24 protein-coding genes and 1 riboswitch are annotated in these 24818 nt (G+C 59.1%); of the genes, 16 read left to right on the forward strand and 8 right to left on the reverse strand.

The genetic code is table 11. The features are described from left to right. Nucleotides 1-77: 77 nt before the first annotated feature. Complete coding sequence (locus ACW9E7_RS05085) at nt 78-1361, reverse strand: putative acyl-CoA thioester hydrolase (protein ID WP_271367206.1); 1284 nt, start codon at nt 1359-1361, stop codon at nt 78-80. A gap of 224 nt (nt 1362-1585) precedes the next feature. Between ACW9E7_RS05085 and hutI the strand changes: the two genes are divergently transcribed. From hutI to hutH, 5 genes are all read left to right on the forward strand, one after another. Next, nucleotides 1586-2809 carry an imidazolonepropionase gene (gene hutI / locus ACW9E7_RS05090; protein ID WP_458727344.1) on the forward strand — a complete coding sequence of 408 codons (1224 nt, stop codon included), beginning with the start codon at nt 1586-1588 and terminating at the stop codon, nt 2807-2809. After that, nucleotides 2806-3744: a formimidoylglutamase gene (gene hutG / locus ACW9E7_RS05095; protein ID WP_458727345.1), complete on the forward strand. Its 939-nt coding sequence runs from the start codon at nt 2806-2808 to the stop codon at nt 3742-3744. Before hutI ends, hutG begins: the two co-directional genes overlap by 4 nt. Before the next feature lie 19 nt (nt 3745-3763). Continuing rightward, the gene (locus tag ACW9E7_RS05100; protein WP_023310841.1) at nt 3764-4498 is read left to right on the forward strand and encodes a histidine utilization repressor; all 735 of its coding nucleotides are present in this window, start codon (nt 3764-3766) and stop codon (nt 4496-4498) included. A gap of 126 nt (nt 4499-4624) precedes the next feature. Beyond that, nucleotides 4625-6310 (forward strand): urocanate hydratase, encoded by a 1686-nt coding sequence (hutU, locus tag ACW9E7_RS05105; protein ID WP_458727346.1) that lies wholly within the window; start codon nt 4625-4627, stop codon nt 6308-6310. After that, the gene (gene hutH, locus ACW9E7_RS05110; protein WP_136195370.1) at nt 6310-7830 is read left to right on the forward strand and encodes a histidine ammonia-lyase; all 1521 of its coding nucleotides are present in this window, start codon (nt 6310-6312) and stop codon (nt 7828-7830) included. The genes hutU and hutH overlap by 1 nt, the downstream gene beginning before the upstream one ends. A gap of 85 nt (nt 7831-7915) precedes the next feature. Here the strand turns inward: hutH and ACW9E7_RS05115 are convergent, their stop codons facing one another. Both ACW9E7_RS05115 and bioA read right to left on the reverse strand, forming a co-directional pair. Next, nucleotides 7916-8392 (reverse strand): kinase inhibitor, encoded by a 477-nt coding sequence (locus ACW9E7_RS05115; protein ID WP_032674406.1) that lies wholly within the window; start codon nt 8390-8392, stop codon nt 7916-7918. 48 nt (nt 8393-8440) lie between these two features. Further along, nucleotides 8441-9730, reverse strand: a complete 1290-nt coding sequence (gene bioA, locus ACW9E7_RS05120; RefSeq protein ID WP_458727347.1) for an adenosylmethionine--8-amino-7-oxononanoate transaminase — start codon at nt 9728-9730, stop codon at nt 8441-8443. An 86-nt stretch (nt 9731-9816) separates the two neighbouring features. Between bioA and bioB the strand changes: the two genes are divergently transcribed. Genes bioB through bioD form a run of 4 tightly spaced genes read left to right on the forward strand, consistent with a single transcriptional unit; the run spans nt 9817 to nt 13444 of the window. Then, nucleotides 9817-10857 carry a biotin synthase BioB gene (gene bioB / locus ACW9E7_RS05125; RefSeq protein ID WP_115874533.1) on the forward strand — a complete coding sequence of 347 codons (1041 nt, stop codon included), beginning with the start codon at nt 9817-9819 and terminating at the stop codon, nt 10855-10857. Then, nucleotides 10854-12011, forward strand: coding sequence for an 8-amino-7-oxononanoate synthase (gene bioF, locus ACW9E7_RS05130; RefSeq protein WP_458727348.1), 1158 nt, complete (start codon nt 10854-10856; stop codon nt 12009-12011). Before bioB ends, bioF begins: the two co-directional genes overlap by 4 nt. After that, nucleotides 11995-12750, forward strand: a complete 756-nt coding sequence (gene bioC, locus ACW9E7_RS05135; protein ID WP_133294022.1) for a malonyl-ACP O-methyltransferase BioC — start codon at nt 11995-11997, stop codon at nt 12748-12750. Before bioF ends, bioC begins: the two co-directional genes overlap by 17 nt. Beyond that, nucleotides 12743-13444, forward strand: a complete 702-nt coding sequence (gene bioD / locus ACW9E7_RS05140) for a dethiobiotin synthase (protein WP_458727349.1) — start codon at nt 12743-12745, stop codon at nt 13442-13444. Before bioC ends, bioD begins: the two co-directional genes overlap by 8 nt. Here the strand turns inward: bioD and ACW9E7_RS05145 are convergent. Further along, a complete protein-coding gene (locus ACW9E7_RS05145) occupies nt 13407-14129 on the reverse strand; it encodes an ABC transporter ATP-binding protein (protein ID WP_127730105.1) in 723 nt (240 codons plus the stop codon). The two genes, bioD and ACW9E7_RS05145, sit on opposite strands and share 38 nt — an antisense overlap. Nucleotides 14130-14881: 752 nt before the next feature. On the opposite strand from ACW9E7_RS05145, the gene uvrB reads away from it, so the two are divergent. Continuing rightward, entirely contained in the window at nt 14882-16897 is a 2016-nt protein-coding gene (gene uvrB / locus ACW9E7_RS05150) for an excinuclease ABC subunit UvrB (protein ID WP_458727350.1), read from the forward strand. A gap of 92 nt (nt 16898-16989) precedes the next feature. Here uvrB and yvcK read toward each other — a convergent pair whose 3' ends face one another. Continuing rightward, nucleotides 16990-17898 (reverse strand): uridine diphosphate-N-acetylglucosamine-binding protein YvcK, encoded by a 909-nt coding sequence (gene yvcK / locus ACW9E7_RS05155; RefSeq protein ID WP_127730109.1) that lies wholly within the window; start codon nt 17896-17898, stop codon nt 16990-16992. A gap of 225 nt (nt 17899-18123) precedes the next feature. Beyond that, nucleotides 18124-18257: riboswitch (molybdenum cofactor riboswitch) on the forward strand. On the opposite strand from yvcK, the gene moaA reads away from it, so the two are divergent. The 6 genes from moaA (at nt 18245) to ACW9E7_RS05185 (ending at nt 21724) form a co-directional block, all read left to right on the forward strand. Next, complete coding sequence (gene moaA / locus ACW9E7_RS05160; RefSeq protein ID WP_458727351.1) at nt 18245-19234, forward strand: GTP 3',8-cyclase MoaA; 990 nt, start codon at nt 18245-18247, stop codon at nt 19232-19234. (Overlaps the previous riboswitch by 13 nt.) 24 nt (nt 19235-19258) lie before the next feature. Beyond that, the gene (gene moaB, locus ACW9E7_RS05165) at nt 19259-19771 is read left to right on the forward strand and encodes a molybdenum cofactor biosynthesis protein B (RefSeq protein ID WP_115874539.1); all 513 of its coding nucleotides are present in this window, start codon (nt 19259-19261) and stop codon (nt 19769-19771) included. A gap of 3 nt (nt 19772-19774) precedes the next feature. Beyond that, complete coding sequence (gene moaC, locus ACW9E7_RS05170) at nt 19775-20260, forward strand: cyclic pyranopterin monophosphate synthase MoaC (protein WP_008501142.1); 486 nt, start codon at nt 19775-19777, stop codon at nt 20258-20260. Then, nucleotides 20253-20498, forward strand: coding sequence for a molybdopterin synthase sulfur carrier subunit (moaD, locus tag ACW9E7_RS05175; protein ID WP_111963820.1), 246 nt, complete (start codon nt 20253-20255; stop codon nt 20496-20498). The genes moaC and moaD overlap by 8 nt, the downstream gene beginning before the upstream one ends. A 1-nt stretch (nt 20499) precedes the next feature. Next, a complete protein-coding gene (gene moaE / locus ACW9E7_RS05180) occupies nt 20500-20952 on the forward strand; it encodes a molybdopterin synthase catalytic subunit MoaE (protein ID WP_045403777.1) in 453 nt (150 codons plus the stop codon). A 64-nt stretch (nt 20953-21016) separates the two neighbouring features. Beyond that, nucleotides 21017-21724 carry a Bax inhibitor-1/YccA family protein gene (locus ACW9E7_RS05185; protein ID WP_008501145.1) on the forward strand — a complete coding sequence of 236 codons (708 nt, stop codon included), beginning with the start codon at nt 21017-21019 and terminating at the stop codon, nt 21722-21724. Between the two features lie 89 nt (nt 21725-21813). On the opposite strand, the gene ACW9E7_RS05190 is transcribed toward ACW9E7_RS05185, so the two are convergent. Genes ACW9E7_RS05190 through ACW9E7_RS05200 form a run of 3 tightly spaced genes read right to left on the reverse strand, consistent with a single transcriptional unit; the run spans nt 21814 to nt 24772 of the window. Next, nucleotides 21814-22776, reverse strand: coding sequence for a lysylphosphatidylglycerol synthase transmembrane domain-containing protein (locus ACW9E7_RS05190; RefSeq protein WP_115874542.1), 963 nt, complete (start codon nt 22774-22776; stop codon nt 21814-21816). Further along, nucleotides 22776-24014 (reverse strand): cardiolipin synthase ClsB, encoded by a 1239-nt coding sequence (gene clsB, locus ACW9E7_RS05195; protein ID WP_111963823.1) that lies wholly within the window; start codon nt 24012-24014, stop codon nt 22776-22778. The genes ACW9E7_RS05190 and clsB overlap by 1 nt, the downstream gene beginning before the upstream one ends. After that, a complete protein-coding gene (locus ACW9E7_RS05200; protein WP_115874543.1) occupies nt 24011-24772 on the reverse strand; it encodes an endonuclease/exonuclease/phosphatase family protein in 762 nt (253 codons plus the stop codon). Before ACW9E7_RS05200 ends, clsB begins: the two co-directional genes overlap by 4 nt. Between the last annotated feature and the right edge of the window lie 46 nt (nt 24773-24818).

The following is a 24818-nucleotide window of genomic DNA, read 5'->3' on the forward strand; positions in this document are numbered from 1 at the left end:
AACAAAAAACCTCGCGAATGCGAGGTTTTTTTATCTCTGTGTGCCGGGTAAGGCGAAGCCGCACCCGGCAAAACAGCTTACTGCTTCGGCTCAGCAACCACTTTGCTACCCAGACCGCGGTTGTTGTACTCCCACATGCGGTTGAAGTTAGCGTCGTTCAGGTTGCGCTGCACGTTCCCTTTATCATCCACCGCACCGGTGTTGCCGGAGAATGGACGTTTGGAGATCGCGGCATCCGCCCACGGTTTCGCCATGTTGAAGCCTTCGTTGATCACGCTGTCGCGGATCACAACCTGACCGTTGGTGGCTGAGTCCACGTCCAGGGAACGTCCCAGCTGCGCCACGCCGTCACCGGCAGCATTAAAGCGGCTGTTCACGGCCAGGAAGCCGAAGAAGAGGTTCGACTGGGTTGCCGGAGCAAACACGTAACCTTCCTGCTGAGTACGTGAATTCACCACGCGGAAATCGGTATTATCAAACACCACCGCGCCGCGACCGGACACCAGGTCCACGTCACCTTCAACGTAGCTGTTGGTCACAAGGGTACGGGTCAGACGGTTATTCTGCAGGGTGTTCTGCACGCCGCTGTTGGTCACGAAGAAGGTGTTCTGACGGCCCAGAATGTTGACGTTGTTAATCTGCACCTTATCGCCATCGCTACGCAGCGCAACGGCCTGGTGGTTACCGGCATCAACGCTGTCGCCCAGGGTATTCTGAATGGTCAGGTTCTGCAGCTGCAGACCGTTATTCTGAGACCAGAATACCGCCGAGCACATCACGCCAATGGTGGCGGAACGCTTGCTCTGGCAGTTATCAAACATATACCACGCCGGTTTGCCCGGCATATATTTACCGGCCGGGTTCACCAGGTGACGCCAGGTGTTGCTGTCGATTTCGGAATCAATCGCCAGACCAATTTTTACGTCAATCGCCTTTTCGCCCAGACCGTAAAGCGTAATGCTGCCTGGTGCCGCCGGAACATACACGGTGCCTTCATATTCACCAGGCAGGATCGCGATGTACTGGCGAGACGCGCTGTGTTTAGTGATGGCAGCATCAACCGCAGCCTGAATTGAGGTATGCGTTACGCCCTGCGCACCCGCCGGGCCAACCACGAAGTCAGGCTGTTTCGGCAGATTAATAGACGACGGGGTCCACGGCGCAGCGTTAGGATCCATCGCTGAGAAGTAGTGTGCACGGTCGAAGTTCTTCGCTTCATCAGCGGACAAAATCGGGCGGGAGACGGTACCGGGCGCAACCTGCTCAGAAGGGCGCTGATCCGGTGGTGTTGAACTGCATGCGGATAAGGTCACGCCAAAGGCGAGTGCTAACGCCAGACGGGAAATCCTGGAAATGTTCAAGGTAGAGCTCCTGGGTATGCAAGTCTTTACGGGACAGACGAAATAGCCTGCTTTTTTATACTAAGTTGAGCGAAACGGGAAGATAAAAAGGGTAAAAGTTCCATTTTTAGCCCGAGAGCGGCAAGTAAGTGATCACAAATAACTAACATTTTCCTTCAAGGCGGTTGACAGTAGACGGTGGATGCAAATAAATGTCTATACAACCCATGACAAGTGGAATGCCCATGCAGCAGATTCATCCCGACGATGTGATATGGCGAAATGCGCGACTGGCTACGATGGCGCCGGACGTACCTGCGCCTTACGGACTGAAAGAGCAACACGCCCTGGTCGTGCGCGGCCACACTATTCTGGGCGTGATCCCTGAATCTGACATTCCTTCCGGACACCGACACTGTGTCGATCTTCAGGGACGTCTGGTCACGCCTGGCCTGATTGACTGCCATACCCACCTGGTATTTGGCGGCGACCGCGCGGCGGAGTGGGAGCAGCGTCTGAACGGCGTCTCTTATCAAACCATCAGCGCCCAGGGGGGCGGGATTAACGCTACCGTGACGGCGACCCGCAGCAGCTCCCCCGAAACCCTGCTTAAGCTGGCGCAGCAGCGGCTTCAGCGACTGATGAATGAAGGCGTCACTACGGTTGAAATCAAGTCGGGATACGGTCTAAACCCCGAGGCCGAAGAGAAGATGCTGCTGGTCGCGCGCCAGCTGGGCCTCAATAATCCGATCGATATCAGCCCAACGCTGCTGGCGGCCCATGCGGTTCCGCCGGAATACCGGCAGGATCCTGATGCGTACCTCACGCTGGTCTGTGAGCAGATACTGCCCACGCTGTGGCAAAAAGAGTTATATGAAGCAGTCGACGTGTTTTGTGAAAACGTCGGCTTTACCCCGTCGCAAACCGAACGCCTCTTCAAGGCCGCCGCCGCGCTGGGTATCCCGGTGAAAGGGCATGTCGAACAGCTGTCGAATCAGGGCGGCGCGGCGCTGGTCAGCCAGTATAAGGGCCTTTCCGCCGACCATATTGAGTATCTCGACGACGCAGGCGTTCAGGCGATGGCGCAAAGCGGCACGGTTGCCGTCCTGTTGCCGGGTGCGTTCTATTTTCTTCAGGAGCGCCAGCGTCCACCGATTGAACAGCTCAGAAAACAGGGCGTGCCGATGGCGGTCGCCACCGACTATAACCCCGGCACCAGCCCGTTTGCGAGCCTGCACCTGGCGATGAACATGGCCTGCGTCCAGTTTGGCCTGACCCCGGAAGAAGCCTGGGCTGGCGTCACGCGCCATGCCGCGCAGGCGCTGGGCCGCGGGGAAACCCACGGACAGCTGCGGGCCGGGTTTGTCGCCGATTTTATCGTCTGGGATGCTCATCATCCGGTAGAGATGGTCTACGAGCCGGGACGCAACCCGCTGTATCAACGTATTTTCCGTGGGGAGGCAGTATGAGGTTATGGCGGCCCGTAGCCGAAACCGTCTGGCAGGGGCGCGATGACAGCGCCGAGGCCAGCAGCGCAAAGCGCATTTTCCAGACGATAAAGCAGCAGGGCCAGTTCACGCCGCTTTCATCCGGCATCGCGCTGATAGGCTTTGAATGTGATGAAGGGGTAAAACGCAATCAGGGCAGGCCCGGCGCCGTGCAGGCACCGGATATGCTGCGAAAAGCGCTGGCAAATATGGCAAGCCATCAGGGGCATGACCGGCTGGCGGATATGGGCTCGGTTTACGTTGAAGGGGACGAGCTTGAGGCGGCACAGCAGGCTTTAAGCGATGCCGTGACGTCATGCCAGCGGTCCGGGATGCGCACGCTGGTGTTTGGCGGCGGGCACGAAACCGCGTGGGCGCACGGTCGCGGCGTGCTGGACGCCTTCCCGGACGAGCGGGTGGTCATTATCAACCTGGATGCCCATCTCGATCTGCGCAAGGCCGACCGGGCGACGTCCGGCACCCCGTTTCGCCAGCTGGCGCGCTACTGCGATGAGCGCGGGCGGGAATTTCACTACGCCTGCCTTGGCGTGAGCCGGGCGGCGAACACGCAGGCTTTGTGGGATGAGGCCGAACGCCTGAACGTCACGCTGGTGGAAGATCTCCATTTCAGGCGCGATGCGCTATCCGCCCTGGAAAAGGTACTGGCGCAGGCCGATCGTATTTATCTGACGATCGATCTGGACGTCCTGCCCGCCAGCGAAATGCCTGCCGTGTCCGCACCGGCTGCGTTAGGCATACCGGCGCTGGATCTTCTCCCGGTTATCGAACAAATCTGCCGCAGCGGTAAGCTACAGGCCGCCGATCTGGTAGAGTTTAACCCGCAGTACGATCGGGACGGGCAGGGCGCTAAGCTCGCCGCCCGCCTGGCCTGGCAAATTGCTCACTGGTGGGCATAACACTATTCAAGGAGTCACGATGTTTTCACGCTCACCTCTGCCGCAGTCGAGCCCTCCCGCGCCTTTCTATGAAAAGGTGAAGCAGGCAATTAGCGAAAAAATCGCTACCGGCGTCTGGCGCCCGCACGATCGCATTCCTTCGGAGGCCGAGCTGGTGGCACAGTTTGGTTTTAGCCGGATGACCGTCAACCGGGCGCTGCGCGAGCTGACCGACGAAGGGCTTCTGGTGCGCCTACAGGGCGTGGGGACGTTTGTGGCGGAACCGAAAGGACAGTCGGCGCTGTTTGAAATCCGCAGCATTGCGGACGAGATAGCCGCGCGTAATCATCAGCACCGCTGTGAGGTGCTGGTGCTCGAAGAGACCCAGGCCAGCGCCGAGCAGGCCACAGAGCTTAACGTCAAGGAGGGAAGCCGCATCTTCCACTCCGTGATGGTGCATTTCGAAAACGACATTCCGGTGCAGATTGAAGATCGCTGCGTTAACGCTGAGCGGATACCGGACTATCTGAACCAGGATTACACCCAGACCACGCCGCATGCCTATCTCTCGCTCGTCGCACCGCTGACGGAAGGGGAGCACATTGTGGAGGCCGTGCGCGCCACGCCGCAGGAGTGCGAAAGGCTGCGCATTAAAGAGCACGATCCGTGCCTGCTGATCCGCCGCCGTACCTGGTCCTCGTCGCACATTGTGTCGCATGCCCGGCTGCTTTTCCCGGGGAACCGTTACCGGCTGCAGGGCCACTTTATGTCATAAGTTTTATAAGCGTGATCGCTAACGCAATATAATAAAATTGTATCTTTTTTGTTAAATCTGGCCTTGTGTGTGCTTGTCTATACAAGTATATCTAAATGCATCATCTGTCCCGTATAGGAGCACACAATGTCGTCAGGTAAATACCGCCAGCAGGACGTCCGCGCCGCGCGCGGCACCACCCTTACTGCCAAAAGCTGGCTCACCGAAGCCCCGCTGCGCATGTTGATGAACAACCTTGATCCTGAGGTGGCGGAAAACCCCCACGAGCTGGTGGTCTACGGCGGCATTGGTCGCGCCGCGCGCAACTGGGAATGCTATGACGCCATTGTTAAGGCACTGACCGAACTCGAAAACGACGAAACCCTGCTGGTGCAGTCCGGCAAGCCGGTTGGCGTGTTTAAAACGCATAAAAACGCCCCGCGCGTGCTGATCGCCAACTCTAACCTCGTGCCGCACTGGGCCACCTGGGAGCACTTCAACGAACTCGACGCCAAAGGGCTGGCGATGTATGGCCAGATGACCGCCGGGAGCTGGATCTACATCGGCAGCCAGGGGATTGTGCAGGGCACCTACGAGACCTTCGTGGAAGCCGGTCGCCAGCACTACAACGGCTCGCTGAAAGGCCGCTGGGTGCTCACAGCAGGTCTCGGCGGCATGGGCGGCGCGCAGCCGCTGGCCGCCACGCTGGCCGGCGCGTGCTCGCTGAACATAGAGTGCCAGCAGAGCCGCATTGATTTCCGTCTGCGCACCCGTTACGTCGACGAACAGGCCGAGAATCTCGATGACGCGCTGGCGCGCATTAAAAAATACACGTCCGAAGGCAAAGCGGTGTCGATTGCCCTGTGCGGCAACGCGGCGGACATTCTTCCTGAACTCGTCGCCCGCGGCGTGCGTCCGGATCTGGTCACCGACCAGACCAGCGCCCATGACCCGCTGCACGGTTACCTGCCGAAAGGCTGGACGTGGGAAGCCTATCAGCAAAAAGCGGAAACCGATCCGGAAGGGACGGTGCTTGCCGCGAAGCGCTCCATGGCCGAGCACGTCTCCGCCATGCTGGCTTTCAGCCAGATGGGCATTCCGACCTTTGATTACGGCAACAACATTCGCCAGATGGCGAAAGAGATGGGCGTAAATAACGCCTTCGACTTCCCCGGCTTCGTTCCGGCCTATATCCGTCCGCTGTTCTGCCGCGGTATCGGTCCGTTCCGCTGGGTTGCCCTGTCCGGTGACCCGGAGGATATCTACAAAACCGACGCCAAAGTGAAGGAGATCGTCGCTGATGACGAACATCTTCACCACTGGCTGGACATGGCCCGCGAGCGCATTAACTTCCAGGGCCTGCCGGCGCGTATCTGCTGGGTAGGGCTGGAGTGGCGTCAAAAACTCGGCCTCGCCTTCAACGAAATGGTGCGCAGCGGTGAAGTCTCCGCGCCGATCGTCATCGGCCGCGACCACCTGGACTCCGGCTCCGTCGCCAGCCCGAACCGCGAAACCGAAGCCATGCGCGACGGCTCGGATGCGGTCTCCGACTGGCCGTTGCTGAACGCTCTGCTGAATACCGCCAGCGGCGCGACCTGGGTGTCGCTGCACCACGGCGGCGGCGTGGGGATGGGCTTCTCCCAGCATTCCGGGATGGTCATCGTCTGCGACGGAACGGATGAAGCCGCCGCGCGTATCGCTCGCGTACTGCACAACGACCCGGCAACCGGCGTGATGCGTCACGCGGATGCGGGTTACGAAATTGCCATTGACTGTGCCAAAGAGCAGGGCCTTAACCTGCCGATGATCCCTGCCACACAAGGAAAGCATTAATGAACGCATTAACACTCACTCCCGGCTCGCTGACGCTCAAGCAGCTGCGTAACGTCTGGCGCAAGCCGGTCACCCTTTCGCTGGATGCAAGTGCCCATGCCGCCATTAACGACAGCGTCGCCTGCGTCGAAGCCATCGTTGCCGAAGGGCGCACCGCCTACGGGATTAACACCGGCTTTGGCCTGCTGGCGCAGACCCGCATCGCGACACACGATCTGGAAAACTTACAGCGATCGCTGGTGCTGTCGCATGCGGCGGGCGTGGGTCAGCCGCTGGATGATGAGATTGTCCGTCTGATGATGGTGCTCAAAATCAACAGCCTGGCGCGCGGTTTCTCCGGCATTCGCCTGAGCGTGATCCAGGCGCTGATGGCGCTGGTTAATGCAGAGGTCTATCCGTGGATCCCGGCGAAGGGCTCCGTCGGGGCCTCCGGCGATCTCGCGCCGCTGGCGCACATGTCGCTGCTGCTGCTGGGTGAAGGCAAAGCGCGCTGGCAGGGCGAGTGGCTTCCGGCGAAAGAGGCGCTGAAAAAAGCCGGCTTAACGCCGATCACGCTGGCGGCGAAAGAGGGGCTGGCGCTGCTGAACGGCACGCAGGCATCGACAGCTTTCGCGCTGCGCGGCCTGTTTGAAGCGGAAGATCTGTTTGCCTCGGCGGTGGTGTGCGGTGCGCTGACCACCGAAGCGGTGCTGGGCTCGCGTCGCCCGTTCGATGCCCGCATCCACGAGGTGCGCGGTCAGCGCGGGCAGATCGATGCCGCCGCGATGTACCGTCAAGTGCTTACCGACACCAGCGAGATCGCGGATTCACACCACAACTGTGAAAAGGTGCAGGATCCCTATTCCCTGCGCTGCCAGCCGCAGGTGATGGGCGCGTGCCTGACGCAGCTGCGCCAGGCGGCGGAGGTGCTGCTGGTGGAGGCCAACGCGGTGTCCGATAACCCGCTGGTGTTCGCCCAGGAAAACGAGGTGGTCTCAGGCGGTAACTTCCACGCCGAGCCGGTGGCAATGGCTGCGGACAACATCGCGCTGGCGATTGCCGAAGTCGGCGCGTTGTCCGAGCGCCGCATCGCGCTGATGATGGATAAACACATGTCCCAGTTGCCACCGTTCCTGGTGCGTAACGGCGGGGTCAACTCGGGCTTTATGATTGCTCAGGTGACGGCCGCAGCGCTGGCAAGCGAGAACAAGGCGCTGTCGCATCCGCACAGCGTGGACAGCCTGCCCACCTCGGCGAATCAGGAAGATCACGTTTCGATGGCACCGGCTGCCGGGCGTCGTCTCTGGGAAATGGCGTCCAACACCCGCGGCGTGCTGGCGGTGGAATGGCTGGCGGCGAGTCAGGGTATCGATCTGCGTGAAGGGCTCAAATCCAGCCCGCTGCTGGAGCAGGCGCGTCAGGTGCTGCGCGAGCACGTATCGCATTACGACGACGACCGCTTCTTTGCGCCGGATATTGATAAGGCGATGCAGCTTCTGGAAGAAGGGCGGCTGGTGGGTCTGCTACCTTCGGTGCTGTGATTTTTTTGTCCGGTGGCGCTGCGCTTACCGGGCCTACGAATGCGAAATCCAGGCCGGGTAAGGCGTAGCCGCCACCCGGCTTTTTTTACGAATACATCGCCGTAATCGACGCGCTCCCCAGGGAATGGAAATGCACGTTAAACCCGACCATCGCGCCGCTCGCGCCTTCATCGACGTCAATCTTCTCCACGTCCAGCGCGTGCACCGTGAAGATGTAGCGGTGGGTTTCCCCTTTTGGTGGCGCCGCGCCGCCGTAGCCCGCTTTACCAAAATCGGTGCGCGTCTGAATCGCGCCCTCAGGCAGGGCAACCAGGTCAGAGCCGGAACCCTGCGGCAGGACGCGCGTGTCGGCAGGCAGGTTCGCCACGATCCAGTGCCACCATCCGGAACCGGTTGGCGCATCCGGGTCGTAGCAGGTCACGACAAAGCTTTTGGTGCCTGCCGGAACCTCGTCCCACGCCAGGTGCGGGGAGATATTATCTCCCTGATACCCCATGCCGTTGAAAACGTGCCGTTCCGGGAGTTTTTCTCCGTCGCGCAGATCTTTACTGATGATTTTCATACGGTTTACCCTTGTTGATCGCTCGTTCAGCAAGTGTAATGCATTGGGTTAAATCATGAAATGCGCGGGAATGTTAACGGCTGTTACAACCGCGTCGGTTAATTTTCGAAGCTGCTCTGGCGTGATGCTGTACGGCGGCATCAGGTAGATAAGCTTGCCGAAAGGCCGCACCCACACGCCCTGGTCCACAAAGAAGCGCTGCAGCGCCGCCATATTCACCGGATGGGTGGTTTCAATCACCCCGATGGCGCCCAGCACGCGCACGTCCGCCACGAAATTCGCGCCCGAGGCGGCGCTCAGCTCCGCTTTCAGCTGCGCTTCTATCGCCGCAACCTGCGTCTGCCACTCGCCGCTCTCCAGAATCGCAAGGCTTTCACTCGCCACGGCACAGGCCAGCGGGTTACCCATAAACGTCGGACCGTGCATAAAGCAGCCCGCTTCACCGTCGCTGATGGTGTCGGCCACCTGGCGGGTCGTGAGCGTGGCGGAGAGCGTCATGGTGCCGCCCGTCAGCGCTTTGCCGAGGCACAGAATATCCGGGGCGATACCCGCATGCTCGCAGGCAAACAGCTTGCCGGTGCGGCCAAAGCCGGTGGCAATCTCATCGGCAATCAGCAGAATGCCCTCGCGGTCGCACATCCTGCGAATACGCCTCAGCCATTCCGGATGGTACATCCGCATTCCGCCCGCGCCTTGCACAATAGGCTCAAGGATCACGGCGGCAATCTCATGACGATGCGCCGCCATCAGCCGCGCGAAGCCGACCATGTCCATCTCGTTCCACTCGCCGTCGAAGCGGCTCTGCGGCGCAGGGGCAAACAGGTTTTCCGGCAGATACCCTTTCCACAGGCTGTGCATGGAGTTCTCCGGATCGCAAACCGACATCGCCCCGAAGGTATCCCCGTGATAGCCGTTGCGGAAGGTGAGGAACCGCTGGCGCGTTTCGCCTCTGGCGTGCCAGTACTGCAGCGCCATTTTCATCGCCACTTCCACCGCCACGGAGCCGGAATCGGCCAGGAATACGCACTCCAGCGAGTCAGGCGTCATCGCCACCAGACGACGGCATAAATCCACCGCGGGCTGATGGGTGATCCCGCCAAACATCACGTGCGACATCTGGTCAATCTGGGCCTTCATCGCCGCATTCAGGCGCGGGTGGTTGTACCCGTGAATCGCCGCCCACCACGAAGACATGCCGTCAACGAGCCGCTCGCCGCTGGCGAGGTGCAGCTCGCAGCCGTGGGCGGAGGCAACCGGATAGACGGGAAGGGGGCGGGTGGTGGAGGTGTAAGGGTGCCAGATATGCTGCTTGTCGAAGGCGAGATCGTCCTGGGTCATAATCGACTTGTAAACCATTTTGAAAAGTTTTAGGTTTACGAGTATAAACCGAACCGAAAATTAACAAAACCCTTTGGAGAAGCCCGATGGCTCACCACGCACGCTGGACGATGTCGCAAGTTACTGAATTATTTAACAAACCTTTCCTTGAGCTGATGTTCGAAGCCCAACAGGTGCATCGTCAGCACTTCGATCCCCGCCATGTTCAGGTCAGCACGCTGCTGTCGATCAAGACCGGCGCCTGCCCCGAAGACTGCAAATATTGCCCGCAGAGCGCGCGCTACAAAACCGGTCTGGAGTCAGAGCGCCTGATGGAAGTCGAGCAGGTCCTCGACTCCGCGCGCAAGGCGAAAAACGCCGGCTCGACCCGCTTCTGCATGGGCGCGGCGTGGAAGAACCCGCACGATCGCGACATGCCGTATCTGGAGCAGATGGTGAAGGGCGTGAAGGAGATGGGCCTCGAAGCTTGCATGACCCTCGGTACGCTCAACGAAGAGCAGGCGCAGCGCCTCTCGGCGGCGGGGCTGGATTACTACAACCACAACCTTGACACCTCGCCGGAATTTTACGGCAACATCATCACCACGCGTACCTACCAGGAGCGTCTGGATACGCTGGATAAAGTGCGTGACGCGGGGATCAAGGTCTGCTCCGGCGGCATCGTGGGCTTAGGCGAAACCGTGAAAGACCGCGCGGGCCTGCTGCTGCAGCTGGCGAACCTGCCGACCCCGCCGGAAAGCGTGCCGATCAACATGCTGGTGAAGGTCAAGGGCACGCCGCTGGCGGATAACGAGGACGTGGATGCGTTTGATTTTATCCGCACCATCGCGGTGGCGCGCATCATGATGCCAACGTCTTACGTTCGCCTCTCAGCGGGTCGCGAGCAGATGAACGAACAGACCCAGGCCATGTGCTTTATGGCCGGAGCCAACTCCATCTTCTACGGCTGCAAGCTGCTGACCACGCCGAACCCGGAAGAAGATAAAGACGTTCAGCTGTTCCGCAAGCTGGGGTTGAACCCGCATCAGACCGAAGTGCTGACGGGCGATAACGAGCAACAGCAGCAGCTGGAGCAGCAGATTTTCAACGCCGACACCGAACAGTTCTACAACGCGGCAGCCGTATGACCTGGCAGGCACGTATCAACTCTGCGCTTGACGACCGTCGGGCGGCAGAGGCATTTCGCGTTCGCAGGGTGGTGGAAAACGGCGCGGGCCGTTTTCTTACCCGTGAAGGCCAGCGGTTCTGCAATTTCTCCAGCAACGACTATCTCGGGCTGAGCCAGCATCCGGCCATTATCCGCGCCTGGCAGAAGGGCGCGGAGCGGTTTGGCGTGGGCAGCGGCGGATCGGGGCACGTCAGCGGGTACACCACGGCGCATCATGCGCTGGAAGAGGCGCTTGCCGACTGGCTGGGCTACCCGCGCGCGCTGCTGTTTATCTCCGGCTTTGCCGCCAATCAGGCGGTTATTACGGCCCTGATGGGGAAGGACGATCGCATTGTTGCCGATCGCTTAAGCCATGCGTCCCTGCTGGAGGCGGCAAATTTAAGCCCGGCTCAGCTGCGGCGTTTTGCCCATAACGATGCGGGACAGCTCGCAGCGCTGCTGGATAAACCCTGCGAAGGACAACAGCTGGCTGTCACCGAAGGAGTGTTCAGCATGGACGGCGACAGCGCGCCGCTTGCCGCGCTGCACGAGGCCGCAAAGCGACAGAATGCCTGGCTGCTGGTGGACGATGCCCACGGCACCGGCGTGATGGGCGACGAAGGGCGCGGAAGCGCGTATCAGCAAAACGTGAAGCCTGAACTGCTGATTGTCACCTTTGGCAAGGGCTTTGGCGTTAGCGGCGCCGCCGTGCTGTGCAGCGAATCCGTCGCCGACTATCTGCTGCAGTTTGCCCGCCACCTGATCTACAGCACCAGCATGCCCCCGGCGCAGGCCGTTGCGCTGTCTGCGTCGCTGGCTGTGATACGCAGCGCGGAAGGGGATGAACGTCGCCAGCGGCTGGCAGAGCATGTTGCCCGCTTCCGTCAGGGATTAGCGGCGCTGCCTTTCCACAGTCCCGATTCGCAGAGCGCTATCCAGCCGGTGATTGTCGGAGAAAACGGCCGCGCGCTGGCGCTGGCACAGGCGCTGCGCCAGCGCGGCATGTGGGTCACCGCCATCCGCCCGCCAACCGTCCCACCGGGCACGGCGCGTCTGCGCTTAACCCTGACGGCGGCGCATGAACGACAGGATATTGAGACGTTGCTGGAGGCGCTCCATGATGCCGGTGAATAAGCAGGCCATCGCGGCGGCATTTGGCCGCGCCGCGCAGAGCTATTCGCAGCACGATGAGCTGCAGCGTCTGAGCGCGCAGGGGCTTCTGGCCGCGCTTGGCGAGAACCGTTTTCCACAGGTGCTGGACGCCGGCTGTGGTCCCGGCAGCAACAGCCGCTACTGGCGCGGGGCGGGAAGCCAGGTGACGGCTATCGATCTCTCAGCCCAGATGCTTGAAGAGGCGCGCCAGCAGCAGGCGGCGCATCGCTATCTGCTGGCCGATATCGAGGCGATCCCGCTGGCGGACGCGCAGTTTGATCTGGTCTGGAGCCATCTGGCGGTTCAGTGGTGCAGCAGCCTGCCGCAGGCCTTGCGCGAGCTTTATCGCGTCGCGCGACCGGGCGGGAAGGTGGCGTTTACCACCCTGCTGGAAAGTTCGCTGCCGGAGCTGAATCAGGCCTGGCAGGCAGTCGATGAACAGCCGCACGCTAACCGGTTTTTATCGCATGAGCAGGTGACGCAGGCGCTGGCAGGCTGGCGCGCTCGCAGCGTAGTGCAGACCATCACGCTCAATTTTAGCGATGCGTTCAGCGCCATGCGTTCGCTGAAGGGCATAGGCGCCACGCACCTGCATACCGGACGCGAGAAAAAACCGCTCACCCGCGGTCAGCTGCAGCGCCTTGAGCTGGCCTGGCCGCAGCAGCGGGGTCAATTCCCGCTCTCCTATCAACTTTTTCATGGGATTATCGAACGTGACTGAACGTTATTTTGTCACCGGCACGGACACAGAAGTGGGTAAAACGGTGGCCAGCTCGGCGCTGCTGCAGGCGGCACGGATGCTCGGGAAAAACACCGCCGGATATAAGCCAGTGGCGTCCGGCAGCGAGATGACGGCGGAAGGGTTACGCAACACCGACGCGCTGGCGCTCCAGCGTAACAGCACCCTTGAACTCGCCTATTCCGCGGTGAATCCGTACACCTTTGCCGAGCCGAGCTCGCCGCACATTATCAGCGCTGCTGAAGGTCGTCCTATTGATTTCGCCGTGCTGTCCGCCGGATTGCGGACGCTGGAAAATCAGGCCGACTGGGTGCTGGTGGAAGGGGCTGGCGGCTGGTTTACGCCGCTTTCGGACACGCAGACGTTTGCCGACTGGGTGAAGTCCGAGCAGCTTCCGGTCATTCTGGTCGTCGGCGTCAAGCTGGGATGCATCAATCACGCCATGTTGACCGCGCAGGCCGTACAGCAGGCCGGACTGCGTCTGGCGGGCTGGATAGCCAACGACGTGGTTGCGCCGGGTAAACGCCATCAGGAGTATCTGGCGACGCTCAGGCGCGTCCTTCCCGCGCCGTGCCTCGGGGAAATCCCCTGGCTTGCTGACGGCGCGGAAAATGCCGAAACCGGGCGTTATCTCGATCTCAGCGTCTTGCTTCCCGCGACATCCAGTGCGCAATAAGCTCGTCATCCAGTTCGTTAACGTGGCCCTGCGCCACGTTACGCCCGCGATAGAGCATACAGAAACGGTCAGCCACCCGGCGGATAAACGACATCTGCTGCTCTGCTAACAGCACCGTCATGCCTAACTCCCGGTTTAAGCGCACCAGCAGCTGTCCCAGCTTCTGGGCGAAGCTGTGCCCCGCGCCGTGCAGGGGCTCATCGAGGATCAGCAGGTGTGGACGGTTCACCAGCGCATTAGCCAGCGCCAGCTGATACTGGTCGTCCGGAGAGAGCGTGTTGGCACGGGTCTGTCGCACCCCATAGAGCGCCGGAAACAGGTCGTAAACGTCATTTTTTGCGTTCGGGTTAGGTTTCCCCGTCGCGCGCATGGCGATATGCAGGTTCTCCTCAATCGTTAGCTGGGAGAAGATCCGCCTGTCCTGCGAGACATAGCCAATTTCCGGCCCGGAACGCTGTTCTGGCGGCGGGTTTAGCAAATCACGCGGCGGCGCGCCCGCCTCATACCAGATGATGCTGCCGCTTTCGACAGGCACCTTCCCGGCGATGCAATTCATTAGGGTGGTTTTACCCATGCCCGGCAGGCCAACGACGCCTGTACACATCCCTTGCGGAAAATCTAAATCCACATTCCATAGCGTATGTTGACTTCCGTAAAACTGATTCACAGCACGCAGACTCAACATCTTTCTCTCCTTAAAAATGTGTGTAGGTGAGGCTCGCTGTTGATTCTGCAAAACCCCTGCCATAAAGCGGAAAGTGATTAAAAAAGCGACTTTTTTAGGAATAAGTCACCGGAAAGCGGTTTATAAAAAACCGGATTGCACATTGACGGTGCCGCCGGTGATGAGTTGTGGTGCAGAACCCGAAATGATGAAAATGTGAGCAAGATCCCATCGGTTGGTTATGAATGACGCAACTGTTAATCAGCAAAAAATAGCTATAAAAATTTTTTGTCGCCGTCTCGTGGGAAAATCCGGGAATTTGCAGAGCGCCAGTCTGTATGGGCTGGAAGCAGTTATCCACTATTCCTGTGGATAACCATGTGCATTAGAGTTAGAAAACACGCGATAAGCGAGAGAAGACGCGGCTTTCGCCCAAATTGACGCGAAACGCGGCTTTAGAAAATATCGTTTATTTTTTAATTGCTTAGATAAAAGCAATTCCCGTCATGAAAGTGTCACCGGTTGCCATAAAACTATCATTACCTGGCTTGACAAATGTTAAAAAAGAAAAAGTTCTGGGGATAACCTGACCTGACTGGTGTTTTATGTTGCCACTGTCCAAATTTTGGCCGCTATCGCGCTAATCATTCAGGCGCTATGCTAAATATCCTGACATGCTACTGGTTTTTCATCCAGTGTTTTTTACTGGCATTCCTGGCAACAAGGAGTAAAATTACACACCTGCCGCTTATAACGTCATCAGGTTGTCGCCCATGAGTAAACCGTTCAAATTGAATTCTGCTTTCCGTCCATCAGGCGATCAGCCTGAGGCGATCCGTCGTCTGGAAGAGGGGCTGGAAGATGGGCTGGCGCACCAGACGCTGCTGGGGGTAACCGGCTCGGGTAAAACGTTCACCATCGCCAACGTGATTGCGGATCTCCAGCGCCCAACGATGGTGCTGGCACCCAATAAAACCCTGGCGGCGCAGCTATACGGCGAAATGAAAGAGTTCTTCCCGGAAAACGCGGTGGAGTATTTCGTCTCCTACTACGATTACTACCAGCCTGAAGCCTATGTGCCGAGCTCTGACACCTTCATCGAGAAGGATGCCTCGGTGAACGAACACATCGAGCAGATGCGACTGTCGGCCACTAAGGCGCTTCTTGAGCGTCGTGATGTGGTGGTCGTCGCCTCGGTTTCCGCGATCTACGGTCTTGGCGATCCGGATCTCTATCTCAAGATGATGCTGCACCTGACGCAGGGGATGATCATCGACCAGCGTGCGATTTTGCGTCGTCTGGCGGAGCTGCAGTACACCCGCAACGATCAGGCCTTCCAGCGCGGCACCTTCCGCGTGCGCGGCGAAGTGATCGACATCTTCCCGGCAGAATCGGACGATATGGCGCTGCGCGTCGAGCTGTTTGACGAGGAGGTCGAGCGCCTGTCGCTCTTCGACCCGCTGACCGGACACGTTGAGTCAGTGATCCAGCGCTTCACCATCTACCCGAAAACGCACTACGTGACGCCGCGCGAGCGTATCGTACAGGCGATGGAAGAGATCAAAGTGGAGCTGGCGGAACGCCGTAAGGTTCTGCTGGCGAACAATAAGCTGCTCGAAGAGCAGCGCCTGAGCCAGCGTACCCAGTTTGACCTTGAGATGATGAACGAGCTGGGCTACTGCTCCGGCATTGAAAACTACTCGCGCTTCCTCTCCGGGCGCGGGCCCGGCGAGCCGCCGCCGACGCTGTTTGATTACCTTCCGGCCGACGGTTTGCTGGTGATCGACGAATCCCACGTCACGATCCCGCAGATCGGCGGGATGTACCGCGGCGACCGGGCGCGTAAAGAGACGCTGGTGGAGTATGGTTTCCGCCTGCCGTCAGCGCTGGATAACCGTCCGATGAAGTTTGAAGAATTTGAGGCGCTGGCGCCGCAAACCATCTACGTCTCGGCCACGCCGGGCAACTACGAGCTGGAAAAATCCGGCGATGAGGTGGTGGACCAGGTGGTGCGTCCGACTGGATTGCTGGACCCGATCATCGAGGTGCGTCCGGTGGCAACGCAGGTGGACGACCTGCTCTCTGAGATCCGCGCCCGTTCCGCCATTAACGAGCGCGTGCTGGTGACCACGCTCACCAAGCGTATGGCGGAAGACCTCACCGAGTATCTCGAAGAGCACGGCGAGAAGGTGCGTTATCTTCACTCGGATATCGATACCGTGGAGCGCATGGAGATCATCCGCGATCTGCGTCTGGGCGAGTTTGACGTGCTGGTAGGGATCAACCTGCTGCGAGAAGGTCTGGATATGCCGGAGGTCTCGCTGGTGGCGATTCTGGACGCGGATAAAGAGGGCTTCCTGCGTTCCGAGCGTTCGCTGATTCAGACCATTGGCCGCGCCGCGCGTAACGTCAACGGTAAAGCGATTTTGTACGGTGACAAAATTACCCCGTCGATGGCGAAAGCGATTGGCGAGACGGAACGCCGCCGCGAGAAACAGCAGCGCTACAACGAAGAACACGGCATTACGCCGCAGGGGCTGAACAAGAGGGTGGTGGATATTCTGGCGTTGGGTCAGAACATTGCCAAAACCAAAGCGAAAGGCCGCGGCAAGGCGCGTTCAGTGGTGGAAGAAGATACCGTCGTGCTGACGCCGAAAGCGCTGCAGCAGAAAATCCACGAGCTGGAAGGGCAGATGATGCAGCACGCGCAGAACCTGGAGTTCGAAGAGGCGGCGCAGATCCGCGACCAGCTACATCAGCTGCGGGATCTGTTTATCGCGGCATCATAGGTTAGTTTTGCCCGGTGGCGCTGCGCTTACCGGGCCTGCGGGATTCGCGCCTTTTGTCGCTCCGCTAAGCGCAGCGCCACCGGGTTTTATTGTCAGCCCAGCGCCTGAATCGCCTTCTCCAGCGCCTCGCGCAGCAGATGGCGATCGTGGCGATATTTAATGTCTGAAGCCTCCAGCGGCTCCTGAATCACCACACGATCGCCGATGCCGGACACATCCACCTTCGGCCCAACCACCACGCCGTCAATGATCTTCTTACCGACGTAATGCTCCATCAGGCTGAGTTTATCCGCCAGCGACAGGCTTGCGGCTGCCGGACTCAGCTCACGGCCTAAATTGCCGATGTAAACCATCGGGGCAGGAGTGCGGCGCAGCGCCTGCGCCAGCTCTTTCACCAGCAGAATGGGCATCAGGCTGGTGTAAAAACTGCCCGGACCGATCAGGATAAGATCCGCTTCCCCGATGGCCTCCACCGCTTCTCGCGTGGCGGGCACGCTCGGATAGGTCATCAACTCCGCTGGCGGCAGGAGGAGCTGGTCGATATTCACCTCGCCGTAAACTTCGTGCCCTTCGGCGTCGATTGCCATTAAGTCAACCGGTTGTTCAGACATGGGGATCAGGAATGCGTCCACTTTCAGCAGATTACGGATCAAGTTAATGGCTTCCAGAGGCCGTACGCTCAGGTGATCCAATGCCTTTAACATCAGATTTCCAAGGTTATGCCCGGAAAGTTCGCCATTGCCGCCAAAACGGTACTCAAACATCGCCGATGCGACGCTCGGCTCGGTAATTAACTGGTTCAGGCAGTTGCGCATATCTCCCCAGGCAATGCCGCCTTCGGCACGACGAATGCGCCCGGTTGAGCCGCCGTTATCGGTGGTAGTCACTATCCCTGTCAGCCTTGAGCCGAGTGACGATAAAGAGGACATAACCCGGCCTAAGCCGTGTCCTCCGCCAAGAGCGACCACTCGGTCAAGATCCGCAAAAGTGCGATTGCGCATACGTATTCCTTATCACGTTCGATCGCGTAACAGTAACCTAACTACCCCTAAAAGACGATGCCTCACCCGATGCAAAATGACGTATATCAATGTGAATATGCGGTTTTTAGGTATTCTGTAGCGAAAATGCAGGATTGATTCGCTATATACGTAATTATATAGCGAAAGGCGACAATGGCGCCGTGAGAATTTCCGCGCTACTATCGCCCTAACCACGTTTTCAAAAATGAAAACATACACTCTAGCCCTTGTGCCTGTGTCGAAAGATATGGCGCTCTGGCCGTGGCGAATTTGCCACCAGGGTACAGAAAGAAATGACTGTGCCTCCCGATCTGGAAAGGTGTACATGGCTTCACAACTTACTGATGCTTTCGCGCGTAAGTTTTATTACTTACGTCTGTCGATTACCGATGTGTGCAACTTCCGTTGCACCTACTGCCTGCCCGACGGCTACAAACCGGGCAGCGTTACCAATAACGGCTTTCTCTCCGTGGATGAAGTGCGCCGCGTCACGCGCGCCTTCTCTGAGCTCGGCACCGAAAAAGTTCGCCTTACCGGCGGTGAACCCTCGCTGCGCCGCGATTTCCCCGACATCATTGCCGCCGTGCGTGAAAACGAACGTATCCGCCAGATTGCGGTGACCACCAACGGTTACCGTATGGCGCGTGACGTGGCCACCTGGCGCGATGCGGGCCTAACCGCCATTAACGTCAGCGTGGACAGTCTGGATGCCCGCCAGTTCCACGCCATTACCGGCCAGGATAAATTCCAGCAGGTCATGGACGGTATCGATGCTGCATTTGCGGCCGGCTTCGAAAAAGTCAAAGTCAACACGGTGCTGCTGCGCGATGTAAACCATCATCAGCTGGACACCTTCCTGGCGTGGATCCAATCCCGCCCCATTCAGCTGCGTTTTATCGAGCTGATGGAAACCGGCGAGGGCAGCGAGCTGTTTCGCCGCCATCACATCTCCGGCATGGTGCTGCGCGACGAGCTGCTGAGACGCGGCTGGATCCACCAGATCCGCCAGCGCAGCGACGGTCCGGCGCAGGTCTTCTGCCATCCTGATTACGAAGGCGAAATTGGGCTTATCATGCCTTACGAGAAAGACTTCTGTGCCAGCTGCAACCGCCTGCGCGTCTCCTCCGTGGGCAAGCTCCATCTCTGCCTGTTCGGCGACGGCGGCGTGGACCTTCGCGATCTGCTGGAAGACGATGCTCAGCAGGACGCGCTTGAAGCACGCATTTCTGAAGCGCTGACGCATAAAAAACAGACCCACTTCCTGCATCAGGGCAATACCGGTATTACTCAGAACCTGTCCTACATCGGCGGGTAATCAGGCTTAAGAAGGAATCAGAAGATGAGTCAGGTAAGCGCAGAATTTATCCCGACACGCATTGCTATTCTTACCGTTTCCGACCGCCGTGGCGAAGAGGATGATACCTCCGGCCACTGGCTGCGCGATGCGGCCCATGACGCAGGACATAACATCGTTGATAAAGCGATCGTGAAGGAGAACCGCTACGCCATTCGCGCGCAGGTCTCTCAGTGGATCGCCAGCGATGAAGTTCAGGTGGTGCTGATCACCGGCGGCACCGGCTTTACTGCAGGCGATCAGGCCCCCGAAGCGCTAATCCCGCTGTTCGACCGCGAGGTGGAAGGCTTCGGCGAAGTGTTCCGCATGCTCTCCTTTGAAGAGATTGGTACCTCCACGCTTCAATCGCGCGCCGTGGCGGGCGTGGCTAACAAAACCCTGATTTTCGCCATGCCGGGCTCGACCAAAGCCTGCCGCACCGCGTGGGAAAACATCATCGCCCCGCAGCTGGATGCCCGTACCCGTCCGTGTAATTTCCATCCCCATTTAAAGAAATAAGCTATGTCACAACTGACCCACATTAACGCCGCCGGTGAAGCGCATATGGTGGATGTTTCCGCCAAAGCGGAAACGGTGCGCGAGGCGCGCGCGGAAGCGTTCGTCACCATGCTGCCGGAGACGCTGGCGATGATTATCGACGGCAGCCATCATAAGGGTGACGTGTTTGCAACCGCGCGCATTGCGGGAATTCAGGCCGCCAAACGGACCTGGGATCTCATTCCGCTGTGCCATCCGCTGATGCTGAGCAAAGTGGAAGTGAACCTGCAGGCGCAGCCGGAGCACAATCGCGTGCGCATTGAGTCACTCTGCCGCTTAACCGGCAAAACCGGCGTGGAGATGGAGGCGCTGACGGCGGCCTCCGTTGCCGCGCTGACCATCTACGACATGTGCAAAGCGGTGCAGAAAGATATGGTGATTGGCCCGGTGCGTCTGCTGGCGAAAAGCGGTGGCAAATCCGGTGATTTTAAGGTGGACAGCCATGATTAAGGTGCTCTTTTTTGCGCAGGTGCGCGAGCTGGTGAATACCGATAGCCTGACGCTGGATGCGTCTTTTGATAACGTTGCTGCCCTGCGCGCGCATCTGGCGGCACAAAGCGACCGCTGGGCGCTGGCGCTCGACGAAGGCAAGCTGCTGGCCGCCGTTAACCAGACGCTGGTGGAATTCACCCATCCGCTGAACGCAGGGGATGAAGTGGCCTTCTTCCCGCCGGTGACAGGGGGCTAAGATGGCTGAAACCCGAATTCTGGTGAGTCCTGAGCGTTTTAACGTAGGGACCGAATACGGCTGGCTGGCGGAACGCGATGAAGACGGCGCGGTCGTGACCTTTACCGGCAAGGTGCGCAATCACAACCTCGGTGACAGCGTGAAGGCGCTGACGCTGGAGCACTATCCCGGCATGACGGAGAAATCGCTGGCGGAGATTGTCGACGAGGCGCGAGGCCGCTGGCCGCTCGGGCGCGTCACGGTTATTCACCGTATCGGCGAGATGTGGCCCGGCGAGGAGATTGTCTTCGTCGGCGTGACCAGCGCCCACCGCGGCAGCGCGTTTGCGGCAGGGGAGTTCATTATGGATTTCCTCAAAACCAAAGCCCCGTTCTGGAAGCGCGAAGCCACGCCGGAAGGGGATCGCTGGGTAGAATCTCGCGACAGCGATAAGCAGGCCGCCAGCCGTTGGTAGTTGGTTTACGTGGATGTGTTACTCTTAACGAGTGTGTCTACTTAATCTTAATCAGGAGTGAATCATGGACCGATTTCCGCGTTCCGATTCAATAGTACAGCAGACCCGTAGCGGCCTGCAGACGTATATGGCTCAGGTGTATGGCTGGATGACGGTTGGCCTGCTGCTTACCGCGTTTATCGCGTGGTATGCAGCGAACACGCCGGAGCTGATGATGTTTATCTTCTCCAGCAAAATCACCTTCTTTGGGCTGATTATCGCGCAGCTGGCGCTGGTGTTTGTGCTTTCTGGTCTGGTGCACAAGCTGAGTGCCGGCATGGCAACGACCCTGTTTATGCTCTATTCGGCGCTAACGGGCCTGACGCTTTCCAGTATTTTCATCGTTTACACCTATTCATCCATCGCCAGCACCTTCGTGGTGACCGGCGGGATGTTTGGTGCGATGAGCCTGTACGGTTACACCACGAAGCGCGATCTGAGCGGCTTCGGCAGCATGCTGTTTATGGGGCTGATCGGGATTGTGCTGGCGTCGCTGGTGAACCTGTGGCTGAAGAGCGACGCGCTGATGTGGGCTGTGACCTATATCGGGGTGGTACTCTTCGTGGGGTTAACGGCCTATGACACCCAGAAGCTGAAAAACATCGGTGAGCAGATCGACGTGCGCGACAGTTCCAACCTGCGCAAATACTCGATTCTGGGCGCGCTGACGCTGTATCTGGACTTCATCAACCTGTTCCTGATGCTGCTGCGAATTCTTGGCAACCGTCGTTAAGATTGCTTTGCCGGGTGGCGGCTTCGCCTTACCCGTCCTGCGAAGCGCGAACCGTAGGTCGGGTAAGGCGAAGCCGCCACCCGACTTATTCACTTCGCGAGCATCCTCTCATTCTTCGCCCGCAGCTTTTTCGCCCGGCTCTCCAGAACCAGATAGCAGACCGTTGCCAGCGCCAGCGGCAGGAAGTAATACAGCATGCGGTACGCCAGCAGGGCCGCAATAATCGTTCCCTGAGAGACATGCTCCCCGGCCAGCAGGGCAATAAATACCGCTTCCAGCACGCCGATCCCCGCCGGAATATGCACAATCACCCCGGCAATGCTGCTCACCAGCAGCACGCCCAGCACGAAGAAGTAGTTCACGTCCTCGCCGATTAGCAGCCAGATAATGGCCCCCATCGCCATCCAGTTGGCGCTAGAGACCGCCATCTGCAGCACCGCAAACTTCCACGAGGGCAGCACCAGCTTTTGCCCCTTGATGGTCATATGGCGGCGTCTGGCAAACGCGCAGGCCCACAGATACACGGCGATGATCAGCAGCAGTACGATGCCCAGAATGCGCAGAGTGGCCTCATCGATATACCAGTGCGCGGGCAGCTGCACCACGCCGATGGTGAAGATCACCCCGCCGAGCAAAATATAGCCCAGCCAGTTGGTGGTGATGCTTAACGAGAAAATGCGCGTGATGGTCCCGCCCGGCAGGCCGAGCCGCGAGTAGAGGCGATAGCGCATGCCAATCCCCCCAACCCAGGTGCTCAGCGTCAGGTTAAAGGCGTAGCAGATAAACGACACCAGCATCACCTGACGTTTGGCCAGCTTGTGGCCGCAGTAGGCGCGACCCAGCAGGTCATAGCAGCCGTACATCAGGTAGCTCACAATGACCAACCCTGCAGCGCCCAGCAGCACCATCCGGTTATAGTTGCGGATAACCTTCCACACCTCTTCCCAGTCAACTTTCTGCGCGTAGACCACCAGCAGAACCGCGACCGCAATAAAAAACAGCCATGTCAGGATCTTTTTTGCCAGCCGCCAGCGTGGATGCGATTTCGACATCAGGGTTTGCCTCCATCTTCCGCTTCTATGCGGTCCTGGGTTTCCATTTCGGGTTGTACCGGCGGGTCCACCTGCGCCAGCTTCGGCGTATGCGCCGGCAGCCAGCCGACCATCGCCGGGAAATGCCGCAGGAAGTGGAACACCACCACGCTGATGCCCAGGTTCCACCAGGTGCGTTTGGGAACCATGGACTCATCCACACGCACGCAGTCATTGACGATTAGCGCCTGCAGGTTATCCCGCAGGGTCTGATTAAACTGACGATCGTGAATGATCAGGTTGGCTTCAAGATTCAGCGACAGGCTCAGCGGATCGAGGTTACTGGAGCCCACGGTGGCCCAGTGATCGTCCATCAGCGCGACTTTGCCGTGCAGCGGCCGACGGCGGTATTCGTAGATCTGTACGCCGCCCTTCACCAGATAGTTATAAAGCAGCCGCGCCCCGACTTTGACGATCGGCATATCCGGTTCGCCCTGTACAATCAGCTTCACGCGTACCCCGCGCCGGGCCGCATTGCGCATGGCGTGCAGCAGGCGATAGCCGGGGAAAAAGTAGGCGTTAGCAATAATCACTTCGCGCTTCGCGTTGGCGAGCATCTTGAGATAATGACGTTCGATATCGTCCCGGTGCTCGCCGTTATCACGCCAGACGAAAAGGGCCTGCGCTTCGCCTGGCTTCCGGTTCTCTTCCGGGCGATGACGTCGTCGCCACCAGCGGCGAACGGCCTCTTTCCCCGGCAGGTTCTCCAGCTCAAACAGCAAAATGTCCTGCACTACCGGGCCTTCAATGCGAATGGCGTAATCCTGCTTCGCTTCCGGGCCGTAGTCGGACATATGCTCCGCGGAGTAGTTAATGCCGCCAACAAACGCCACCGTCTCATCCACCACCACAATTTTGCGGTGCATCCTGCGGAAAAGGTTGGTCCGCATGCCGAAAAGGCGAGGGCCGGGATCGTAGTAGCGGAACACCACCCCCGCGGTGGTCAGTTCGTTGACGAACGCATCGCTGAGGTCCGGCGAGCCATAGCCATCCAGCAGCACTTCAATTTTGACGCCGCGCTGGGCGGCGCGCAGCAGCACGCTGTGCAGCTGCTTGCCGACGTTGTCTTCGAACCAGATAAAGGTTTCGAGGATCACCTTCTGCTGGGCATTATCAATCGCCTTAAACACGGCCGGGTAATACTCGTCCCCGTTGACCAGCAGCGTGATCCGGTTGCCTTCCTGCCAGGAACATTTCATAGGTGGATCTCCGCGCTGAGCGGCGCATGGTCGGAAAGATGCCGCCAGTTGAGGAGCGCCAGGGCGGTTGGGCTGCTGGCGTGGGCATTTTTCACATAGATGCGGTCAAGCCGCAGCAGCGGGAAACGGACCGGAAACGTGCGCGCAGGCCTGCCGTTGGCGCGCGTAAAAACCTCCTCCAGTCCGGCCTCCACCTTTAGCGGATGATTTGCCCGCTGTCGCCAGTCGTTGAAGTCGCCCGCGACCACCACCGGTTCACCTTCGGGAAGCGCATTGGTCCATTCGGCCAGCATTTTCAGCTGCGCCTGACGATGGGCTTCGCGCAGGCCCAGGTGAACGCAGCCGACATGGATGGGCAGCTCAAGGTCGGGAGGCGTAATGCGGCAGTAGAGCAGGCCGCGTTTTTCGCTCTCCCCGACGGAAACGTCGCGGTTTTCATAATGTTCAATGGGATAACGCGACAGCACCGCGTTGCCGTGATGCCCTTCCGGATAGACCGCGTTGCGGCCGTAGGCGTAATCACTCCACATGGTGTCGGCCAGAAACTCATAGTGCGGCGTGTCGGGCCAGTTCTCAAAGTGAAGCGGATGCACTTCATGTGCGCCCATCACCTCCTGCAGGCAGACAATATCCGCGCTGACGGTGCGCACCGCGTCGCGCAGCTCCGGTAAAATGAAGCGGCGATTAAATGCTGTGAAGCCCTTATGAATGTTTATCGTCAGCACCTTAAGCGAGAAATGCTGCATTTTTTTCGTCATAAGCTCCTTCCTGAGTGACTATCCCAATGAAAATAAAGTGTAGTCG

Source organism: Enterobacter sp. H2G27 (assembly GCF_054403075.1).